The organism is Variovorax sp. RA8 (assembly GCF_901827175.1).
Taxonomy (GTDB): domain Bacteria; phylum Pseudomonadota; class Gammaproteobacteria; order Burkholderiales; family Burkholderiaceae_C; genus Variovorax.
The window spans coordinates 791,772-811,395 of the sequence record NZ_LR594662.1 but is presented as its reverse complement, the minus strand read 5'-3'; the positions used below and the strand labels follow the sequence as shown (position 1 = coordinate 811,395).

Below are 19,624 nucleotides of genomic sequence, written 5' to 3'. Positions count from 1 at the left end.
GCGGATGACCTCCGCAGAGAAATCGGCCAGCACCCATCCCTACGAATCGCTCACGCCCGATGTGGTGCTGGACGCGCTCGCCGGGCTGGGCCTCTACGGCGACGGCCGCCTGATGGCGCTGAACTCCTACGAGAACCGCGTCTACCAGGCGCACCTGGAGGACGGCCGCGCGGTGGTGCTCAAGTTCTACCGGCCGGGCCGCTGGAGCGATATCCAGATCGCCGAGGAACACCGCTTTTCCGCCGAACTGGCCGCGGCCGAGATCCCGGCGATCGCGCCGCTCGCGCTGGAGGGCCGCACGCTGCACCACCACGACGGCTTCGCCTTCAGCGTGAGCCCTTACCGGGGCGGGCGCCGGCCGGAGCTGGACGACTTCGAGGTGCTCGAATGGGTGGGCCGCTTCCTGGCGCGAATCCACACGGTGGGCGCGGCGCGGCCCTTCGTCGAACGGCCGGCGCTCGACCTGCAGACCTTCGGCCTGGCCTCGCGCGACTGGTTGCTCGAGCACCAGATGATCCCGCTGGACGTGCAGCGCGACTGGGAGAAGGCGTGCACCGAGGCCTTCGAGATGATCGCCCTCACCGCGCTGGGCGCCGACACCTACACCGAGATGCAGAAGCTGCGGCTGCACGGCGACGTGCACCCCGGCAACATCCTGTGGACCCCGACGGACCGCCCCGACGGCGGGCCGCACTTCGTCGATCTCGACGACGCCCGCACCGGCTTCGCGGTGCAGGACCTCTGGATGCTCCTGTCCGGCGACCGCGCCCAGCGCACGGCGCAGCTCAGCGGCCTGCTCGAGGGCTACGAACAGTTCCGCCCCTTCGACCGCACCGAGCTGGCGCTGATCGAGCCGTTGCGCACCCTGCGCCAGATCCACTACAGCGCCTGGCTCGCGCGGCGCTGGCGCGACCCGATCTTTCCGATCAACTTTCCCTGGTTCGGCTCGAGCGATTACTGGAAGGAGCAGATCCAGATGCTGCAGGACCAGTGCGAGGCGATGGCGGAGGAGCCGCTGTACGCGTGAGCGTTCCGACGAAGCTCTGCACCACGATGTTCTCCGGGCCATTGCGCCATACGCAGTAGGCGTCCGAGCGCGCCACATCGTCTTCCAGCGGCCGGAACACCGCGCCGCGCAGCATCGCATGCCGCAGCGCGCTGGGCACCAGCGCCACGCCCAGGCCCTGCGACACCAGCGAGACCACCGACAGCCAGTGGCGCACCTCATGCCGCACCTCGGGCCGGAAACCGGCGTCGGCGCAGATGGCGAGGATGCGCTCGTGGTAGTCGGGCGAGGCGCTGCGCGAGAACAGCACGAAGGGCTCCTCGCGCAGGCTCGACAAGGCGATCGAGCGGCGCCGCGCCAGGCGATGCGCCGTGGGCACGCAGGCGACGAAGGGTTCCGACAGCAGCAGCGCATGGCTCAGCTCCGCCGGCATGCGGCTGGTATGGACGAAACCCAGGTCCATGCGGTCGTGCAGCAGCTCGGCGATCTGCTCGCCCGAGTTGAGTTCCGCGAGCGTGATGCGCACCGCCGGGTGCTTGGCCTGGAACTTCGCCAGCGCCTGCGGCAGGCCGCGATAGAGCATGGCGCCGACGAAGCCGATGCGCAGCCGCCCGGCCGCGCCGCGCGCGATGTCGCGCGCCTCCAGCGCGGCCTCCTCGGCTTGGCGCAGCAGGCGGCGAGAGGAGGCCTGCAGGGCCTCGCCGGCCGGCGTCAGCCGGACCTCCTTGCTGTTGCGCTCGAAGAGCCGTGCGCCGACCGCGTCCTCCAGCTGCCGGGTGGCCACGCTCAATGGCGGCTGCGAGATGGCGAGCCTCCGGGCCGCGCGGCCGAAATGCAGCTCCTCGGCCAGCACGACGAAATAGCGCAGGTGGCGCAGTTCCATGCTCGTCCTCCAACGATAGCCGAATCGAATCGAATCAGACCCAATCGATATTAGACAGGAATCGTCAGGCGCCCAAGAATCCGGTCAAAAGGAGACAAGCCGCCATGACCCGCGCCGCCGAACACCCGGTCCCCGACCGCCACGGGCAGAACCTCTACAGCACCGACGCCGAGCTGCTGAAGCTGCTGCCGCTGTACCTGCCGCCCGCGCTGCTCGCCCACATGCAGCCGCACTTCGAGCGCCTGGGCGCGCTGGCCGGCGGCCCGCTCGACGATTTGGCGCACGTTGCCGACATCAACCCGCCCACGCTCTCGCAGCGCACCCGCACCGGCCTGGATGAGCAGAAGGTGATCAAGCACCCGGCCTACGTCGAGATGGAGCGCCTCGCGCTCAGCGAATTCGGCCTGGCCGCGATGTCGCACCGCGAGGAGACGCTGGGCTGGAAGGGAAAGATGCCGCCCCTGGTCAAGTACGTGCTGACCTACCTCTTCGTGCAGGCCGAGTTCGGGCTGTGCTGCCCGGTCTCGATGACCGATTCGCTGGCGCGCACGCTGCGCAAGTTCGGCAGCCCCGAACTGGTGGAACGCTTTCTGCCGCGCTTCCAGTCGCTGGATTTCGACACCCTGGCCCAGGGCGCGATGTTCATGACCGAGCAGGCCGCCGGCTCGGACATCGCGGCCACGGTCACATCGGCTTCGCAGGACGAGGCCGGGCAATGGCGCCTCAGCGGCGACAAGTGGTTCTGCTCGAACCCCGACGCCGATTTCGCGATGGTGTTGGCGCGCCCCGACGGCGCGCCCGCGGGCATGAAGGGCGTGTCGCTGTTCCTGCTGCCGCGCCGGCTGGACGATGGCACGCTCAATCACTACCGCATCATCCGGCTCAAGGACAAGCTGGGCACGCGCTCGATGGCCAGCGGCGAGATCCGGCTCGAAGGCGCCATCGCGCACCTGGTGGGCGAGCCGGGACGCGGCTTCCAGCAGATGGCGGACATGGTGAACAACTCGCGCCTGTCCAACGGCGTGCGCGCCGCCGGCCTGATGCGCCGCGCAGTGGCCGAGGCCGAGTACATCGCGAGCCGGCGCCAGGCCTTCGGGCAGCGCCTGGACCAGATGCCGCTGATGCAGCGCCAGTTGCAGAAGCTGCGCCTTCCGGCCGAGCAGGCGCGAACGATGGTGTTCCAGACCGCACTGGCGCTGGCGCGCTCCGATGGCGGCGACGCGAACGCCTATCCGCTGCTGCGCATCCTCACCCCGCTCATCAAGTTCCGCGCCTGCCGCGATGCGCGCAAAGTCACGGGCGATGCGATGGAGGTGCGCGGCGGCTGCGGCTACATCGAGGAGTGGGCCGATCCGCGGCTGGTGCGCGACGCGCACCTGGGTTCGATCTGGGAAGGCACCAGCAACATCGTCGCGCTCGACGTGATCCGCGCGGTCCAGCGCGAGGGCTCGCTGCCGGCCCTGCAGGCGCACTTCCGGGACCTGCTCGCCGAAACTGCGATCGCACCGGCATTCGCCGCCGCGTTGCGCGACGCCCTGGCACGCGCCGCCGATCTGGCTGGCAAGGCCGCGCAGGAAGGCGGCGCCGTCCTCGCCCGCCAGACGGCCTCCGCGCTCTACCACTGCTGCAGCGCGATCGCCATGGCCTGGGAGGGCGCGCGCGCCGGCTCGGCGCAGCGCGTCGGCTGGGCGCAGGCCGTGCTGCTGCACCGCGTGCTGCCGCGCGACCCTTTGTCGGCAGAGGTTGTGCCGGCCGATTGGACCTCCGCGGCTTGATGCCGCCGGGGGTCCGTACATCCGATTTCAACTGGAGACAAAACATGCGACGACTCGCCATCCTCACCCTCGCTTGCGCGGCAGCCCTCCTGCTGCTGCCCTCAGCCCACGCGGCCGACTTCCCCGACAAGCCCGTCACGCTGGTCGTGCCCTTCCCGCCCGGCGGCCCCACCGACGCGATGGCGCGCACGCTGGCCGCCGAGATGAAGGAGCGCCTGGGCCAGCCCATGATCGTGGAGAACCGCGCCGGCGCCGGCGGCAACATCGGCGCCGAGTTCGTGGCACGCGCGCCGGCCGACGGCCAGACCCTGCTGTTCGGCACCTCCGGGCCGCTCGCGATCAACGTCAGCCTCTCCCGCAAGATCGGCTACGACCCGGTCAAGAGCTTCGCGCCGGTGATCCAGGTGGGGCATCTGCCGAACATCCTGGTGGTGCACCCCTCGGTGCCGGCCAAGGACGTGAAGGAGCTCATCGCCTATGCCAAGGCCAACCCCGACAAGCTGAGCTACGCCTCGTCGGGCAACGGCGCGTCCTCGCACCTCGCGGGCGTGCTCTTCAACTCGATGGCGGGCACCGACCTGCAGCACATCCCGTACAAGGGCACGGGGCCGGCGCTCAACGATCTGCTCGGCGGCCAGGTCGGCATGAGCTTCACCGATGTGCTCACCGCCCTGCCCTACATCAAGGCCGGCAAGCTGCGGGCGCTCGGCATGGCCAGCGCGGCGCGCTCGCAGGCGCTGCCCGAGGTGCCGACCATCGCCGAGCAGGGCCTCAAGGGCTATGACGTCAGCGTGTTCTTCGGCATCGTGGCACCCGCCGGCACGCCGGCCGACCGGGTAGAGAAGCTCAACCGCGCCTTCGCCGAGGTGCTCGCCTCGCCCAAGGTCAGGCAGCAGTTCGCGGCCCAGGGCCTGGAGCCGCCGCCCGCCACCACGCCCGAGCAGCTCGCCAAGTTCATCCCGGCGCAGCTGCAGATGTGGGCCGCGGTGGTGCGGCAGTCCGGCGCACAGCTCGATTGAGCAACGGAGCCCTCGCATGAACAACACCACGACCGGCGCGCTCTCCGGCATCCGCGTCCTCGACCTGTCGCGCGTGCTGGGCGGCCCCTACTGCGGCCAGGTGCTCGGCGACCACGGCGCCGACGTGCTCAAGATCGAGCCGCCGCAGGGCGACGACACGCGCACGTGGGGCCCGCCCTTCCGCGATGGCGTGTCCTCCTACTACCGCGGCCTCAACCGCAACAAGCGGGTGCAGCATCTGGACCTGGGCACGGAGGACGGCCGCGCCGCGCTGATGGCGCTGCTGCCCGAGGCCGACGTGCTGATCGAGAACTTCAAGACCGGCACCATGGAGCGCTGGGGCATCGGCTACGAGACGCTCGCGCAGCGCTTCCCGCGCCTGGTGTGGTGCCGCGTGTCGGGCTTCGGTGCCGATGGCCCGCTGGGCGCGCTGCCGGGCTACGACGCCGCGGTGCAGGCCATGACCGGGATCATGAGCATCAACGGCGAAGCCGAGGGCGGGCCGCTGCGCGTGGGCCTGCCGGTGGTGGACATGGTGACCGGGCTCAACGCCACCCTCGGCGTGCTGCTCGCGCTGCAGGAGCGCGCCAGGAGCGGCTGCGGCCAGTTCGTCGAGGCGGCGCTCTACGACAGCGGCCTGTCGCTGCTGCATCCGCACGCGGCCAACTGGTTCCTCGACGGTGCGACGCCGAAGCGCACGGGCAATGCGCATCCCAACATCTACCCCTACGACGCGCTGGCGACCGGCACCGACCCGATCTTCGTCGCGGTGGGCAACGACCGGCAGTTCGCGAGCTTCTGCGGCTGCATCGGCCTGCCCGGGCTGGCCGAAGACCCGCTGTACCGCGACGCCCGCTCGCGCTCGGTGAACCGCGAAGGGCTCAAGCAGCAGCTGGAAGCCGCGCTCGCGGGCTTCGACGGCCGCGCGCTGGTCGACACGCTGATGGCTGCCGGCGTGCCCGCCGCGCCGGTGCTGCCGGTGGACGCGGCGCTGCAGCATCCGCACACCGCGCATCGCGGGATGGTGGTCGAGCTCGAAGGCGGCTACCGCGGGATCGCCTCGCCGATCAAGCTGAGCCGCACGCCGGCCAGCTACCGCCATGCACCGCTGACGCCGGGGGAGCGGTTCCTCGAAGGCTGAAGCGGCCGGGGTGGTCCTACCTCGCTGCGATGACGAAGATCCAGCGATGGACCCGCAGCGTTCACCTATGAGGATCTCGATGCGACCATCGATTCGATGAGGCGAGGCAATGCCTTCGAGCGATCCCTGGTCGAGCACCAGCTTCTTTGGCCCGAGGGCGTGGGCAACGACGACTCGCCTGAGCAAGCCGAAACACGCTTTCGGTAAGCGTGGTGCACCTAGGACTCGATCGGCAGCCCCAGGCTCAGCGGCACGCGCAGATAGCCGCGAAAGCGCACGCGCCCACCGCGCACCACCGGCCCGCAAAGCCGGTAGTCCGGGAAGCGGGCGAGAAATGCGGATATGGCGATCCGCGCTTCCAGCCGCGCGAGGTTCATGCCGACGCATTGGTGCGTTCCGGAGCCGAAGGCCAGGTGGCGATTCGGCGACCGCGTGATGTCCAGCCGATCCGGCTCGGGGAACACCGCCGGGTCGCGATTGGCCGCGCCGATGCACAGCGTGATGCGAGTGCCGGGCTGCACCTCGACGCCGCCCACGCGGGTCGCCACGGTGGCGATGCGATTGCCCAGCTGGTTGGAGCTCTCGAAGCGCAGGAACTCTTCGATCGCGCCGCGGATGAGCGAAGGGTCGTCCAGCAGCCGCTGCTTCTCCTGCGGCCATTCGAGCAGTGCGACCAGGCCATTGCCGATCAGGTTGGTGGTGGTCTCGTGCCCGGCGTTGAGGATGAAGATGCAGTTCTGGTACAGCTCGTTCTCGGTCAACCGGTCGCCACCATCCGCTTCGCCCTGGATCAGGCGCGTGAGCACATCGTGCGCGGGGTCGCCTGGGTGCCGGCGGCGTTCGAGCACCAAGCCGCGCAGGTAGGCGACCATCTCCGTCACGGCGCGGTTGCCGGCTTCCAGCTGCGCCGCGCTGGGCTGCGGCTCCAGCGCGCCGAGGATGGCGAGTGACCAGTGGCGCAAGGGGCCTCGCTCCTCGCGCGGCACGCCGAGCAGGTTGCCGATGACTTCCACCGGAATGGCCGCGGCGAAGTCCTCGATCAGGTCCACCTCGCCGCCGGCGCGCTGCCGCTCCTCCATGCGGTCGAGCAGGCCCGCGACAAGGTGCGTGAGCCCGTCCTCCATCGATTCGATGGCCCGCGCCGTGAGCGCCCCGGCGATCAGCCCGCGCACGCGCGTGTGCAGCGGCGGGTCGTTGAACACCAGGCTGGTGGTGTGGTGCTCGTAGAGCGGGCTGCCGATGCCGTACTTGGGTGCGTATTCCGCGCGCTTGTCGGAGCTGAAGCTGTGCGTGTCCTTGTAGACCGCCACGCAGTCGGCATGACGCGTGAGCAGCAGCGAGCCGTCGGGCATGCGGCGCACCGGCGTCGCCTCGCGCAGCGCCGCATACCAGGGGTAGGGGTTCTCGTAGAAGGCCGTGCGGGGACTTCGCAGGTCGAAGCCCGAGAGGTCGACGACACGGGGCTCGGCATTCATGGATCGCCCTCGTGCGGGATTCGGGCCGGCCGGCGGCGCGGCCTCGGGTTCCCGCTTAGACCAACAGTGCGTTCACTCGCCGCACATAGGCGGCCGGGTCCGCGGGCAGGCCGCCCTCGGCGAGCAGTGCCTGGTCGAAGAGGATGTTCGCCAGGTCCTCGAAATGCGGCGAGCCCTCGAGCTTCTTCACCAGCGGGTGCTCGGCATTGACTTCCAGCACCGGCTTGAGTTCCGGCGCCGGCTGGCCGGCCTGCTTGAGCATGCGCGCGAGCTGCGTGCTCATGCCGCCGTCCTGCACCACCAGGCAGGCGGGCGAATCGACCAGGCGGGTGGTGACGCGCACGTCCTCGGCCTTGTCCTTGAGCGTTTCCTTGAGCCGCTCCAGCAGCGGCTTGAAGGACTCGGCCGCTTCCTCGGCCGCCTTCTTCTCGGCCTCGTCCTGCAACTTGCCCAGGTCGACCGCGCCCTTGGCCACGCTCTGCAGCGGCGTGCCGTCGAATTCGGTCAGGTAGTTGAGCGCCCATTCGTCCACGCGGTCGGTCATCAGCAGCACCTCGATGCCCTTCTTCTTGAAGATCTCGAGTTGCGGGCTGTTGCGGGCGGCGGCCAGGGTCTCGGCCGTGATGTAGTAGATCGCCTCCTGGCCTTCCTTCATGCGCGCCTTGTAGTCGGCGAAGCTCACGCTCACCGTGTCGCTGGTGCTGGAGGCGAAGCGCAGCAGCTTGGCAATGCGCTCGCGGTTGGCGAAGTCCTCGCCCAGGCCCTCCTTCAGCACGGCGCCGAACTCGGCGTAGAACTTGGCGTACTTGCCCGATTCGTCGCCGTACTCGGCCGCGGCTTCGGCAGCCAGGGTGGTGTCGGCGTTCTTGTCGACCACGTCGGTCACGCCGTCGGCCGGGTTGGGCGCGGGCACCGACTCGCCGGAGCCGATGTCGAGCTTGCCGTCATCGCCGCTGCTGCCGGCGCCCTTGCGCTGCTTCTTCGCCAGGTCTTCCAGCATGCCGAGCACGCGCTTGGTGCTGCCCTCGCGGATCGCCTTCACGTCGCGGCTTTCTTGCAGCAGTTCGCGGCTCACATTGAGCGGCAGGTCGGCCGAGTCGATCACGCCCTTGACGAAGCGCAGGTAGCTCGGCAGCAGGGCTTCGGCGTCGTCCATGATGAAGACGCGCTTGACGTAGAGCTTGACGCCCGCGCTCTTCTCGCGGTTCCAGAGGTCCATAGGCGCCTTGGAGGGGATGTAGAGCAGCTGGGTGTACTCGGTGTTGCCCTCGACGCGGTTGTGGCTCCAGGCGAGCGGCGGCTCGTAGTCGTGGCTGATGTTCTTGTAGAACTCGACGTACTGCTCGTCCGTGATGTCCTTCTTGGGCCGGCTCCACAGCGCGTTGGCCTGGTTGACCGGCTCCCACTCGCCGGTCTTGACCATCTGGCCGCCCTTGTTGTCCTCGCCCTCCTTCCACTCCTCCTTCTCCATCAGGATGGGCAGCGAGATGTGGTCGGAGTATTTGGAGATGATGGACTTGAGCTTCCAGAGGTTCAGGTACTCCTCTGCGTCGTCGCGCAGGTGCAGCGTGACGCTGGTGCCCCGCTGCGGGCGGGTGATGGTGTCGACCTCGAAGTCGCCGGCACCGGCGCTGACCCAGCGCACGCCCTCCTCGGCCGGCAGGCCGGCGCGGCGCGATTCCACCGTGATCCGGTCGGCCACGATGAAGCCCGAATAGAAGCCCACGCCGAACTGGCCGATGAGCTGCGCGTCGGCTTTCTGATCGCCCGAGAGCTTGCTCATGAACTCCTTGGTGCCGCTCTTGGCGATGGTGCCCAGGTTGTCGATGGCCTCCTGCTGCGACAGGCCGATGCCGTTATCGGCGATGGTGAGGGTCTTGGCGTCCTTGTCGAAGGACACGCGTACTTCCAGCGTGGGCTGGTCCTCGTAGAGCGCCGGCTGGTCGATGGCCTCGAAGCGCAGCTTGTCGCAGGCATCGGATGCATTCGAGATCAGCTCGCGCAGAAAGATTTCCCTGTTCGAGTAGAGCGAGTGCGTGACCAGGTGGAGCAGCTGCGCAACTTCGGCCTGGAAAGGAAGTTTGGTCTTGGAAAGCGTCATGACTGGCTGGAGCGGAATGGAAACGTGGGTGAGCTCGGGGCGAACAGAGCACTTTACAAGACCGCGCCTGCGCCGACGCACGCGTCCGCAGGACCTGACAGATCTTCGCCCCGACCTGCAAGGAGGCCGCGACCTGGAGAAAACCCCTAGCGAAGCTCGAAAACAAAAGCACTCCTCCCGCAATATATGAATGCTTAAGTTCTAAAAAAATGAGCAATTTCTCGCCTACATTTGCCCTCCTTCCGCCCAGAGCAACATGATGAAACGACTTCTCCTGCTAGCCGCTCTTGCCGCTACCGCGCCGCTGGCTGCGTGGTCCGAATCGAATTCCGCGACCGGTGCCAGCGGCCTTACGGCCAGCGCGAGGCTGGACTTCGGGATCAGCATTCCGAAGGTGCTGTTCCTGCAAGTGGGCACGGGCACCAGCTACACCGACAACGCGGAGGTGGACAACATCAATTTCACCGTGCCGGCCAACAGCGTCGGCAACGGCACGGCATTGGTGGGCACGGGCGGCGACCTCTTCTCCATGAGCGTCGTCACCGTCCGATTGCTCGGCAACAGCGGTGACATCTCGCTCAACAGCACAACCACCGGCCCGCTGGACAGCGGCATCGCAGGCAACCCCACTGTGCCGTGGAGCGACATCCTCGTGACGCCGGGAGCCCTGCCGAGTGCCACCTCGCGCTTCACCAACGGAGCCATCGCCCACCCCGCCTTCAACACCGGCGCCAGTGGAGGCCCGGGCGCCCCCACCACTGTGGCCGCGACAGGCCGCATGGTGCGCCGGGAAGGCCTCTGGCTCTACACCTACGCCAACACGAAAACGCTGCCGGGCGGCACCTACGGCGGCTCGGTCGCCAACAACGGCCTCGTGGTTTACAGCGCCACCGTGCCCTGATGCGGAGAGCGCGAGACGCATTCCGGGCGAACCCTTTCAACGACATGCGGCTTATGTCCAAGGTACTGCAACAACTTTTTAACGGAAGCATTCGATATCGATTTACCGAAAACTAAAGTATTCACTTTTCAAAGAAATAGCGACCTACATTGCGGCCTCCGCAACCCACCTTCCTCGGAACAAACATGAAGAAACTTCTTGTCATCGCTGCTCTGGCCACCATCGCACCGCTGATGGCCCAGGCCGAGTCCAAATTCGTCACCGGCAACAGCGGCCTGTCGGCCAGCGCCAACCTCGATTTCAGCGTCACCATCCCGAAGGTGCTGTTCCTGCAGGTGGGCACGGGCACCAGCTACGCGGACAACAGCGCGGTGAACAAAATCGCTTTCGACGTGCCGGCCGGCAGCGTCGGCAGCGGCACGCGGGTGGCTGGGTCGGGTGGTGACCTGCCCGTTGGCGGCGGCGTCACGGTTCGCGTGCTCGGCAACAGCGGCAACGTCACCCTGGACAACACGACCACCGGCCCGCTCAGCAACGGCGTCAGCGGCGACCCGACCGTGCCGTGGAGCCATATCGAGGTAACCGCCGGCGCCCTGCCCACGGGCACCGCTGGCTTCACCAACGCCGCCATCACCCATCCACCATTCAACATCGGGGCCGCCGGCGGGAACTCGACAACGCCCACCAGCTTGACCGCCACCGGTGGCGTCGTGCGCCAGGAAGGCAGTTGGAACTTCGCATACGCCAACACCGCGACGCTGCCGGCAGGCACCTACGGCAACACGGCCGCCAACAACGGCCGCGTGACCTACACGGCGACCACGCCCTGATCTTCGGTGCAGGCCCCGCCAGCACGTAGAAGCACCCTGCGGCAACCCTGTGCCCTCGGCAATCAGGAAAAGGCCGCTTGAACACCCCGTCCCGCTCTTTCCGCCACGGCCAGCGAGGCCCGTGGGTCCTTGCCGCCCTGGTGCTGGGCGGGCAGGCGGCGCTGCCAGCGGCGCACGGTTTCACGGTCGACATCACGCCCGGCCCGCGAGCGCTGTTCCTGCAGGTCGGCGTCGGAACGATGACCGGGGGCACCTTCAACAACAACGGCACGCCGGGCGACAACGGCAGCGTCAACATGACATCGGTCACGGTACCCAGCGCGCAGATCGGCTCCGGCACCGCGCAGGCGATGACCACCAACAGCACGGTCACAGCCAGCGCGTGGAATGGCGCCGCGCTCTGCAACTCGCCAGCCACCACGGGGCAGGTGTATGTGGGCGGCTTCTATCGAAGGCCGGGCAACAGTGGCGGCGCCGCCACGCTGAGCGTCAGCACGCCTGCCGCCCTGATCAGCGCCAAGGGCGACACCCTGGGTTTCAACAACGTCGCCTGGACCTCGTCCGGCAACGGCGACCCCACGCCGACGATCCCGAACGGCTTGTTTACCGCGGGCACCCAGACCTTGCTCGTGGTCACGCGCAACACATGGTTCGAGAGCTGCCTGGCGTTCCGTTACCTCAATACCCAACTCGTCCCCGCCGGCACATTCACCGGGCGCGCAACCTTCACGCTGGCCGCTCCATGAAGGCGCGCCACCTCTTCCACCTCTTGCGCGTCATGGCCGCCTCGCTGCTCGCGTGGGCGGCCGCGGCACCGGCCGCCACCACCTACCGCGTCGACGACACCGGTACCTACCTGAGCCAACCCACGACGCCGATGCGCTGGCGCCAGCTGGCACCCGGCCGCGCCGGCGACAACACGGTGGAGGGGCGTGCCACGGTCGCGCTGCGTCTCAACCTCTCGCGCTGGCTGAACCGCCCCGCACGCCTCTACATCGGCTTGGGGCCGACCGAGGGCGAACAGATGATCGCCACCTGGCGCACCCAGGGCCGGCTGCTGCCCGGCACCGTGCGTGGCGGCGGGCGCGCCCTGGTGTTCGAGGGCGTGGTACGCGAGCCCTTCCTGCAGGAAAGCATCGTGCTCGACCTGACGGCCGACGGGCGGAGCGTGGACCGTACGCAGTCCCTGCAATTCTTCTTCGAGATCGAGGTCACGCCGTGACGCATCCTCCCGAGTTCCTGCGCCGCCACCGCGCCGCCTTCCGCGTTGCCCTTGCCCTGGCGTCATCGGCGGCGGCCGTCCTGCCGGCCCAGGCCCAGTTCTCGCTGGCGGTCTCCCCACCGCGCTTCGAACTCTCCACCAAGCCTGGCGAGCGGGTGCGCGAGGTCCTGGAGCTGACGCACAGCGACGCACGCTCAGGCGCCTACAAGGTCAAGACGGCCGACTGGACGCTGCGTCCCGACGGCTCCGTCCATTTCAGCGACGAGCTGCTGCCCGGCAGTTGCCGCCCCTGGGTGGCGATCGAGCGGCGCGAGCTCAGCATCACGCCGGGGCGCCCCTATCGCTACAGGTTCGAGATCGCACCGCCCGCCGACACGCCCCCGATGGAGTGCCGCTTCGCCGTGATGATCGAAGGCCAGGAACCCGCGGCCGCGTTGGGCATGCCCATCGCACTGGGTGCGCGCATCGGCGTCATCGTGTACGTCGCGATCGGGGATGTGGCACCCGTCCTGGAACTGGCCGAGACCGCCGTCACGACCGTCAACGGCCGTCCGACGCCTGTGCTCAAGGTCCGCAACACCGGCAACGCGCACGGGCGGCTGGCCGGCTTCCTCGGCGGCAAGGATGCCGACGGCACGGCACTGGAGGTGCAGGCCTCCAACACGCCCATCATGGCCGGCGAGACGCGCGAGATCGCGCTGGTGGCGACCAAGCCCGGCGACACCGAGACCGCTGTCGCGATCCGCTTCCCCCTCGCCGGCAGCGGCAAGCTGGAATGGGGCCGCAAGGGCTCGATGGCCGTCGAGCAGCGATTCGCGCCGTGAGACGAGGGCTCGTGCGTCACGCCCTCGGACTGTGCTGGGCGGGCGCCGCCCTGGCCGGCGCGGGCGCGTGGGCGCAATCCGCGCCGGCCGGCGCCGAGTACGTCGACCGCGTGCTCGACGACAGTCCTCAGGCCGCGGCGACCGACGACGAGCCTGCCGCCCGCGACACCGGCTGGCCGCGCGGCTGGAGCGTGGAGGCGCAGTCGACCCGGCAGAACGGCGTGGTGCGCCAGACCAGCCAGTCGCTGCTGTTCTCCGGCCACCTCGACACGCCCGGCTACGGCAGCTTCTCGGCCAACCTCAACCTGAACCGGGACAGCGCGCCGGCCGCCGGCCTCGGCCTCCTCGGCAGCACCGGCATCCCCACCACGGCAGTGCCCTACACCTACCGCACCGGCAGCACCTGGCGCATCGACCAGCGCGGCATGCCCTTCGACGGCGGCTGGTTCGGCAACAACAGCGTGGGCAACATCAACATGGCGAGCACGCCGCTGGCGCGCGGCATCGGCCGGGTCTACCTGCCGAGCCTGCCGATCGAGGGCGTGGCCGCCACGCTGGAGCAGCCGGGCCGCACCAGCTTCAATGCCTCGGCGGGCCGGCTGGGCTACTTCGACGGGCTGAACTTCCAGGGCTTCACGACCGGGCACGGCACCGCTGCCGGCCTGGGCGCGCAGACGCAGTTGGCCGGCGCCGATGGCGCGCTGGCGCCGAACCGGATGGACGCGGCGGTGCAGATGATCGAGACGGGCGACGTCAACCGGAACGGCGTGCCCGGCTACGCGCAGAACACGCGCTCGGTTTGGACCGCCATGGCCTGGCAGGGCCTGGCACCGTGGGCCGATACGTTGGGCAGCGGCTTCGGCGGCCTGGCCGACAAGGTCGGCGGCATGCGCATCCAGGCCAACCTGGCGCGCAGCGAGGGCCGGCCCTCGGCGGCCGGCTCGCTGGCGCCGCGCGACTCGGCCACCGGCGCCTGGATCGACGCCGCCTGGCGCAGCCAGCTCCTGCAGCAGGCGGCCTCGGTGTTCTATTTCGAGCCCTCGCTGCGCTGGGGCGGCGACACGCTGCCGAACGACCTGCGCGGCGCTTCCTGGCGCGGCGACATTTCGACGCGCCAGTGGCAGCTGGGCGGCAACATCGAGTTCAGCGACAGCGTCAGCGGCCCGTCGCGCAGTTCGGTCTTCGGCAACCTCTTCGGCCGCTGGCGTTTCGACTCGCGCGATGCGGTCTCCGCCACCCTGGCCGCGCGCAGCGGCAGCTTCGCCGCGCAGTCGGCGCAGCTGAGCTGGGAGCACAAGTCCGACTGGGGCTACACGCAGTGGCGCACCGATCTCGCCCACGGCAACGGGCTGCGCGTGCTGCGCAGCGGCGTCGACCATGCCTGGGCCGTGGGCGAGACGCAGGGGCTCTCGACCTCGCTGGCCCTGGAGCACTCGCGCGAGCAGGGGGTCAGCAAGCGCACGCTGCACTGGGGCGTACTCGGCACCACGCCGCTGCCGGCCGGCGCGCGCCTGGACCTGAGCGTGCGCGGCAGCAACGGCACGGGCGACAACAGCGCGCGCTTCGTGAGCGCCAACGCCCGGCTGAGCTGGCCGCTGGGCCTGGGCTGGGCCTTCATCGCGCAGTACACCGCGGCACGCGGGCAGGAATCGCTCAACCCGGCGGTGATCTCGGCGCTCGCCGCAGCGACACAGGCACCGGTGCTGACCACGCCCTCCAGCCGCAGCTTCATGGTGGCGCTGCGCTACGAGAACCGCAGCGGACTGGCCAGCGCACCGATCGGCGGCATGCCCGGCAGCGGCGCGGGCCGGCTCGAGGGCCATGTGTTCTTCGACCAGGACAACAACGGCCGGCGCGAAGCCAGCGAGGGCGGCGTGGCCAACATCACCGTGGTGCTGGACCGCCGGTACGTGGCGCGCACCGACGCCCAGGGCTTCTACAGCTTTCCCCAGGTGGTGGCCGGCCCGCACGAGATCGAACTGGTCCAGGACAACCTGCCTCTGCCGTGGAGCAGCGCCGCCGCGGCCCCGCGGCGCATCGAGGTGCGCGTGCGCGACACCGCGACGGCCGACTTCCCGGTGCAGAAAGAGCGGTGAGGGGCCGGTAGCGCGGCCGGCCGCGCGATCCTTTTTTGTCCGGCCATGTGAGCTCTCGGCCGATTACGCAAGACACCTCCCTCGGATTTAGTGCGGGCAGGTAGACGGCCGTTCAGGGCCATCGTGCCGCCGGTGTTCCGGGTGCTGCAGGTGACGCCCATGGCGGGCGGCTTCGAGTACCGCACCTGGACCAACCAGCGCTCCGTGATACTCGACGGCCGCGAGTGTCGCTTCGACCAGGTTGGCGAAAACACGCTGAAGGTGCCCGCGGCGCCGTCGGCGCTGTACGTGGTGCACGGGCTTTTGGGGCCCAGGTGGACTGACGCGTCTGGCTGCGCTGCTCAGTGGGTGCTGCCCGCGGGCGGCATCGGCGCCGTGCTCTGTCCCGGCAGTTCGGTGCCGCTCCCATGCGAAGCGGCGACCGCGCCTGCGTAGATCTCGGTGTCGGACACCTTGGACACCATCGCCGGGGCGCTGGTCGACTGGCCGATGGACTCGGTGCCGGCGGGATGCGCCGCGGCGATCGCGCCGGCCTGCACGTCGGCGTTGTCGGGCGAATTCATCATCAGCGGGTGATAGTCCGAGCCGTCGGTCTTCTCCTGCGCCTGGGCGCCGAAGGCAACGAACGCCATCAGGGCAAGAATCGGGAGGAATCGGGTGGATGCATGCATCGCTGTCTCCTGGACCCACTCGCCGCGGGGCACCATGCCACGCGGTGGAAGTCCATGGATGCAATCTAGGTTGCAGACCTGAGGACAGTCTGACCAGGGCGCGCCTGAGGCAGCCGTGACCCGTTCGGACATGCACCGTCCTGCCGCTGCCCCAAGTCTTCCGCGCGCCGGACCACGGCGCCGCCGACGCAACCCGCGGCCAGCCCGGCCCCCACGGTTGCGAGCATGCGGCGGCGGTTGACGCCGGCTCCGACGCCGGTGGTGCTTCGGTCCCAGTTCGCTTGCGACATGTATGTTCCTCCTGGCCAAAAGCTCAATCGGCCTGCGCCCACCAGGCCACGGCGGCAAGCGGCGCGGCATGCGCCAGATGACGCGGGGCACCTCGCGCCATCTGGCCATCGCCGGGGCGGACGCGCATCAGAGCCGGCTGCCGCCGTTGGCGTTGGAGGTGCGCATGTCCATCGGATGCGGCATGGTCGAGATGACCTTGCTGTTCACGCGCGAGCCGGAGGACACGTTCTGGTCCGGCGCCGCGGCCGCGCGCATGGCTTCCTGTGCCACGGCCCTGGAATCGGCGACCGCCGCGAAGGGCTCCGCGCCGCGCGAGCCGCGCACCACGTTCTGGTTGGGCGCGGAGGCGGTGCGGACCGCTTCCGCATCCACCTCGGCGCGGCTCAGGGCCGAGGTGTGCGTTTGCACGCCGTCATAGGTTTCGGCCTGGGCTGCCACCGAGGCCAGGCCCGCGAGGGCGCTCAGGGTGGTGACGACGAGGAACTTCAGGGAGGCTTGCATGGCGATCAACTCCGGGGTGACTGGCAGGTCTCGAACCGGATGCGACATGCGTCTCGGGTGACCTGGCTGCACTCTAGGCAGCCACACTGAGACGATCGTTAGGGAAAACTTAGCCCCGCATTAGAGTCTTGGCCCCTCGGTGAGGCTCGCCCGGATTCAGGCGCGCGCAACCGAAAGGAGGCCGTCGATGGCATGGACCACGCCTTGCCGCGCCTCGGCAGTGGGCGCGCCCTCGACCAGCATCTTGCGGATCAGGCCCAGGGTGTTGAGGAGCTCGGCCTCCATGTCGGTGAGCAACGGGATCACCTCGTAGCGCGGGTACTGGCCCCGCGCCCCCAAGGGACGGCCGGGTCCGGACAGATCCACGTTGTAGCCTTCGCAAATTGCTTCGGTTTGGGTCTTCATGGTCTCAGTTTGCCGAATTCCGCACGGGGCGGGGATGGCCTCAGCTCAGCTGCATCAACTGCGACAGCCGGCGGCCGACGGCCTGCATCCGCGTGCTCTTCTCCTGGACGCGACGCTGCGCCAGTTGCTCGAGCGCCATGGCCACGGACTCGGCACCCTGGTCGCCCTCCTCCGAGCGCCGGCGCCACTTCTGCGCAAGCGCCGACAGCTGCTCGCTGCTGAGACGCTTGGGCGGAGAGTCCAACTCTGATGCGGCCTGCGCCCGGCGTCCGCCCGACTGCGGAAGCGTGGCGCGCAACAGGCGAAGAAGGCCGTTGGACGACCACTCGGTGCGGGTGTTGGTGTGAACTTGCATGTAATACATTGTGCCTAGTTAAACACAAAGTAACAAGCAATTTTTTACTACTTTCGCCTGCATTCAATGCAGCAGGCTCAGGCCGGCAGATAGACCCGCGCAATCAGCCCAGTACCGCCTTCCTCCTGCTCGCTGCGGTTGCTGAGCGCGATGCGCAGGCCGTGCCGCAGCGCCGCGGTACGAGCGATGGCGAGGCCGAGCCCGCTGCCGCCGGCCGAGGTGCCGGGCACGCGGAAGAAGCGGTCGAACACCCGCGCCATGAACTCCGGCGGAATGCCCGGCCCGTTGTCCACCACGTCCACCACCGGCCGGCCCTGCACCTCGTGCAGGCGCACGTCGACCACCCCGCCCTCGGGTGCGTGGCGCAGGGCGTTGTCGATCAGGTTGTCGAACACGCTGCGCAGCTCGGCCGCGGGGGCCTTGACCACGGGCGCGACCGTGCCGTCGAAGCCGACGTCGATGCGGCGCCGATCCGCCACCACCATCAACTGGCCCACGCTCTCGCGCAGCAGCGCCGCGACGTCGACCGGCTCGGCGGACAACGCCGGTGCAGCGCTTTCCTGTCGCGACAGCCGCAGCAGTTGCTCGATCAGGTGCTGCGCACGGGTGACGCCGGCCTCCAGCTGCGCGAAGCGCACGGCGGCATCGCCGGGCGGCACGTGCGCGCGCAGGTTTTCCAGCTGCAGGCCGATGGCCGCGACCGGCGTGCGCAGCTCGTGCGCCGCGTCCTGCACGAAGCGGCGCTGGGCGGCGAAGGCATCGCGCAGGCGCGCCAGCAGGCTGTTGAAGGCGCTCACCAGCGGCGCGATCTCGTCGGGCACGCGCGCCAGCGAGAGCTGCGAGAGGCTGTGCTCGTCCTGCGCGGCCACCTCGCGCGCCACCGCGTGCAGCGAGTAGGAGCTGAGCCACACCACCATCCAGAGCACCGCCAGCGAGACCGGCAGCAGCAGCGCGATCGGCAATGCGGCGAACAGGGCGCGGTGCGCCACCTCGTGACGCAGGAAGCTGCCGCTCTGCGCGATCTGCACGCGCGGCTGGTTGGGCCGCGGGCCGGCCTCGGCGGTGTAGACGCGCCACTCCTCGTCGCGGTCGGCGCCGGTGCGCACGTTGCGCAGCCCGGGCTCGGCCTGCAGGGGCACGGCGAGCCTGGGCCAGGAGCTGGCGAGCAGCCGGCCGTCGGGGCTCCAGATCTGGACCACGAAGGCACCCCACTTGAAGACGCTCTGGTCCGCCTGCGGCTGCAGCACCGGCGTGTTGTCGTTTGCGGCGTAGGAGTTGGCCAGCAGCTGCATCTGGTCGTCCATGAAGGTGTGGACCATGCGCCCGTAGCTCATGTAGGACGCCCAGGCAGCGACGCCGGCCGCGATCAGGTGCAGGGAAACCAGCCACAGCAGCAGCTTGCCCCGCAGCGAGCAGGGCATGTACCACGGGCGGGGGTACATCTCTTTCTTCATGCCGCCGCCACCCGCCATCCGAGGCCGCGCACGTTGCGGATCGCGTCGGGTCCGAGCTTGCGCCGCATGCCGTGGATCAGCACGTCCACCGCGTTGCTGGTGACCTCTTCGCCCCAGCCGTAGATGCGGTTCTCGAGCTGCTCGCGCGACAGGATGGCGCCCGGCCGCTCCAGGAGCGCATGCAGCAGCGCGAACTCGCGCGCCGTGAGGGCCTCGCGCTCGCCGTTGCGCAGCACCTCGCGCGTGGTCAGGTCCAGCTGCAGGCCGGCGCCGCCGATCACCGAATGCGCGGCGCCGTCGCGGCGGCGGATCACCGCGCGCATGCGCGCCAGCAGCTCGCGGAACTCGAAGGGCTTGAGCAGGTAGTCGTCGGCGCCGAGGTCCAGGCCCTGGATGCGGTCCTCCAGGCCGTCGCGCGCGGTGAGCACCAGCACCGGCGTGGTGTCGCCCCGCTCGCGCGCCCGGCGCAGCACCTCGGTGCCGTCCTGCCTGGGCAGGCCGAGGTCGAGCAGCACGCAGGTGTAGCCGCCATCGGCGAAGGCGCTCTGCGCCAGCGCGCCGTCGCGCACCCAGTCGACCGACCAGCCGGCGCTTTCGAGCGCATGCCGCAGGCTGCTCCCGATCATCTCGTCGTCTTCCACCAGCAGCGTGCGCACGGAGCCTCCATTTTGGCG

19 protein-coding genes are annotated in these 19,624 nt (G+C 69.4%); 10 read left to right on the top strand and 9 right to left on the bottom strand.

Annotation, left to right across the window (positions count from 1 at the left end; all coding sequences use genetic code 11):
• Nucleotides 1-4 precede the first annotated feature (4 nt).
• A complete protein-coding gene (locus tag E5P3_RS03920) occupies nucleotides 5-1,027 on the top strand; it encodes a serine/threonine protein kinase (RefSeq protein WP_162584766.1) in 1,023 nt (340 codons plus the stop codon).
• Here E5P3_RS03920 and E5P3_RS03915 read toward each other — a convergent pair.
• Nucleotides 927-1,889, bottom strand: coding sequence for a LysR family transcriptional regulator (locus tag E5P3_RS03915; RefSeq protein WP_162584765.1), 963 nt, complete (start codon nucleotides 1,887-1,889; stop codon nucleotides 927-929). The genes E5P3_RS03920 and E5P3_RS03915 overlap by 101 nt on opposite strands.
• A gap of 104 nt (nucleotides 1,890-1,993) precedes the next feature.
• On the opposite strand from E5P3_RS03915, the gene E5P3_RS03910 reads away from it, so the two are divergent.
• The 3 genes from E5P3_RS03910 to E5P3_RS03900 are packed head-to-tail and all read left to right on the top strand — an operon-like array spanning nucleotide 1,994 to nucleotide 5,824.
• Nucleotides 1,994-3,664 carry an acyl-CoA dehydrogenase family protein gene (locus E5P3_RS03910; protein WP_162584764.1) on the top strand — a complete coding sequence of 557 codons (1,671 nt, stop codon included), beginning with the start codon at nucleotides 1,994-1,996 and terminating at the stop codon, nucleotides 3,662-3,664.
• Nucleotides 3,665-3,708: 44 nt separating this feature from the next.
• The gene (locus E5P3_RS03905) at nucleotides 3,709-4,683 is read left to right on the top strand and encodes a Bug family tripartite tricarboxylate transporter substrate binding protein (RefSeq protein WP_162584763.1); all 975 of its coding nucleotides are present in this window, start codon (nucleotides 3,709-3,711) and stop codon (nucleotides 4,681-4,683) included.
• 16 nt (nucleotides 4,684-4,699) lie between these two features.
• Nucleotides 4,700-5,824, top strand: a complete 1,125-nt coding sequence (locus E5P3_RS03900; protein ID WP_162584762.1) for a CaiB/BaiF CoA transferase family protein — start codon at nucleotides 4,700-4,702, stop codon at nucleotides 5,822-5,824.
• 218 nt (nucleotides 5,825-6,042) lie between these two features.
• On the opposite strand, the gene E5P3_RS03895 is transcribed toward E5P3_RS03900, so the two are convergent.
• Nucleotides 6,043-7,299: a cytochrome P450 gene (locus tag E5P3_RS03895; RefSeq protein WP_162584761.1), complete on the bottom strand. Its 1,257-nt coding sequence runs from the start codon at nucleotides 7,297-7,299 to the stop codon at nucleotides 6,043-6,045.
• A gap of 55 nt (nucleotides 7,300-7,354) precedes the next feature.
• The gene (gene htpG / locus E5P3_RS03890) at nucleotides 7,355-9,400 is read right to left on the bottom strand and encodes a molecular chaperone HtpG (protein WP_162584760.1); all 2,046 of its coding nucleotides are present in this window, start codon (nucleotides 9,398-9,400) and stop codon (nucleotides 7,355-7,357) included.
• Nucleotides 9,401-9,659: 259 nt separating this feature from the next.
• Between htpG and E5P3_RS03885 the strand changes: the two genes are divergently transcribed.
• The 6 genes from E5P3_RS03885 (at nucleotide 9,660) to E5P3_RS03860 (ending at nucleotide 15,273) form a co-directional block, all read left to right on the top strand.
• Nucleotides 9,660-10,301 carry a hypothetical protein gene (locus E5P3_RS03885; RefSeq protein ID WP_162584759.1) on the top strand — a complete coding sequence of 214 codons (642 nt, stop codon included), beginning with the start codon at nucleotides 9,660-9,662 and terminating at the stop codon, nucleotides 10,299-10,301.
• 185 nt (nucleotides 10,302-10,486) lie between these two features.
• Entirely contained in the window at nucleotides 10,487-11,131 is a 645-nt protein-coding gene (locus E5P3_RS03880) for a hypothetical protein (RefSeq protein WP_162584758.1), read from the top strand.
• Nucleotides 11,132-11,208: 77 nt separating this feature from the next.
• Entirely contained in the window at nucleotides 11,209-11,877 is a 669-nt protein-coding gene (locus tag E5P3_RS03875) for a hypothetical protein (RefSeq protein WP_162584757.1), read from the top strand.
• Nucleotides 11,874-12,353, top strand: a complete 480-nt coding sequence (locus tag E5P3_RS03870; protein WP_162584756.1) for a hypothetical protein — start codon at nucleotides 11,874-11,876, stop codon at nucleotides 12,351-12,353. Before E5P3_RS03875 ends, E5P3_RS03870 begins: the two co-directional genes overlap by 4 nt.
• Nucleotides 12,350-13,177 carry a hypothetical protein gene (locus tag E5P3_RS03865; protein WP_162584755.1) on the top strand — a complete coding sequence of 276 codons (828 nt, stop codon included), beginning with the start codon at nucleotides 12,350-12,352 and terminating at the stop codon, nucleotides 13,175-13,177. The genes E5P3_RS03870 and E5P3_RS03865 overlap by 4 nt, the downstream gene beginning before the upstream one ends.
• 11 nt (nucleotides 13,178-13,188) lie before the next feature.
• Nucleotides 13,189-15,273, top strand: a complete 2,085-nt coding sequence (locus tag E5P3_RS03860; RefSeq protein WP_162584754.1) for a hypothetical protein — start codon at nucleotides 13,189-13,191, stop codon at nucleotides 15,271-15,273.
• A gap of 341 nt (nucleotides 15,274-15,614) precedes the next feature.
• Here E5P3_RS03860 and E5P3_RS03855 read toward each other — a convergent pair whose 3' ends face one another.
• The 6 genes from E5P3_RS03855 to E5P3_RS03830 form a co-directional block, all read right to left on the bottom strand.
• Nucleotides 15,615-15,944, bottom strand: coding sequence for a hypothetical protein (locus E5P3_RS03855; protein WP_162584753.1), 330 nt, complete (start codon nucleotides 15,942-15,944; stop codon nucleotides 15,615-15,617).
• 417 nt (nucleotides 15,945-16,361) lie between these two features.
• Entirely contained in the window at nucleotides 16,362-16,736 is a 375-nt protein-coding gene (locus tag E5P3_RS03850) for a DUF4148 domain-containing protein (protein WP_162584752.1), read from the bottom strand.
• Between the two features lie 156 nt (nucleotides 16,737-16,892).
• On the bottom strand, nucleotides 16,893-17,141 hold the full coding sequence (locus tag E5P3_RS03845) for a hypothetical protein (protein WP_162584751.1): 249 nt from the start codon (nucleotides 17,139-17,141) through the stop codon (nucleotides 16,893-16,895).
• Between the two features lie 40 nt (nucleotides 17,142-17,181).
• Complete coding sequence (locus E5P3_RS03840; RefSeq protein ID WP_162584750.1) at nucleotides 17,182-17,496, bottom strand: hypothetical protein; 315 nt, start codon at nucleotides 17,494-17,496, stop codon at nucleotides 17,182-17,184.
• Between the two features lie 77 nt (nucleotides 17,497-17,573).
• On the bottom strand, nucleotides 17,574-18,938 hold the full coding sequence (locus tag E5P3_RS03835; RefSeq protein ID WP_162584749.1) for a sensor histidine kinase: 1,365 nt from the start codon (nucleotides 18,936-18,938) through the stop codon (nucleotides 17,574-17,576).
• A gap of 8 nt (nucleotides 18,939-18,946) precedes the next feature.
• Nucleotides 18,947-19,606, bottom strand: a complete 660-nt coding sequence (locus E5P3_RS03830) for a response regulator transcription factor (RefSeq protein WP_162584748.1) — start codon at nucleotides 19,604-19,606, stop codon at nucleotides 18,947-18,949.
• Between the last annotated feature and the right edge of the window lie 18 nt (nucleotides 19,607-19,624).

What these genes read in the sequence shown, in the direction of transcription:
- E5P3_RS03905 (WP_162584763.1), top strand. Translation starts at nt 3,709, where the DNA reads ATGCGACGACTCGCCATCCTCACCCTCGCTTGCGCGGCAGCCCTCCTG.
- E5P3_RS03920 (WP_162584766.1), top strand. Translation starts at nt 5, where the DNA reads ATGACCTCCGCAGAGAAATCGGCCAGCACCCATCCCTACGAATCGCTC.
- E5P3_RS03845 (WP_162584751.1), bottom strand. Translation starts at nt 17,141, where the DNA reads ATGAAGACCCAAACCGAAGCAATTTGCGAAGGCTACAACGTGGATCTG.
- E5P3_RS03840 (WP_162584750.1), bottom strand. Translation starts at nt 17,496, where the DNA reads ATGCAAGTTCACACCAACACCCGCACCGAGTGGTCGTCCAACGGCCTT.
- htpG (WP_162584760.1), bottom strand. Translation starts at nt 9,400, where the DNA reads ATGACGCTTTCCAAGACCAAACTTCCTTTCCAGGCCGAAGTTGCGCAG.
- E5P3_RS03885 (WP_162584759.1), top strand. Translation starts at nt 9,660, where the DNA reads ATGAAACGACTTCTCCTGCTAGCCGCTCTTGCCGCTACCGCGCCGCTG.
- E5P3_RS03835 (WP_162584749.1), bottom strand. Translation starts at nt 18,938, where the DNA reads ATGTACCCCCGCCCGTGGTACATGCCCTGCTCGCTGCGGGGCAAGCTG.
- E5P3_RS03910 (WP_162584764.1), top strand. Translation starts at nt 1,994, where the DNA reads ATGACCCGCGCCGCCGAACACCCGGTCCCCGACCGCCACGGGCAGAAC.
- E5P3_RS03850 (WP_162584752.1), bottom strand. Translation starts at nt 16,736, where the DNA reads ATGCAAGCCTCCCTGAAGTTCCTCGTCGTCACCACCCTGAGCGCCCTC.
- E5P3_RS03855 (WP_162584753.1), bottom strand. Translation starts at nt 15,944, where the DNA reads ATGCATGCATCCACCCGATTCCTCCCGATTCTTGCCCTGATGGCGTTC.
- E5P3_RS03900 (WP_162584762.1), top strand. Translation starts at nt 4,700, where the DNA reads ATGAACAACACCACGACCGGCGCGCTCTCCGGCATCCGCGTCCTCGAC.
- E5P3_RS03870 (WP_162584756.1), top strand. Translation starts at nt 11,874, where the DNA reads ATGAAGGCGCGCCACCTCTTCCACCTCTTGCGCGTCATGGCCGCCTCG.
- E5P3_RS03915 (WP_162584765.1), bottom strand. Translation starts at nt 1,889, where the DNA reads ATGGAACTGCGCCACCTGCGCTATTTCGTCGTGCTGGCCGAGGAGCTG.
- E5P3_RS03880 (WP_162584758.1), top strand. Translation starts at nt 10,487, where the DNA reads ATGAAGAAACTTCTTGTCATCGCTGCTCTGGCCACCATCGCACCGCTG.
- E5P3_RS03895 (WP_162584761.1), bottom strand. Translation starts at nt 7,299, where the DNA reads ATGAATGCCGAGCCCCGTGTCGTCGACCTCTCGGGCTTCGACCTGCGA.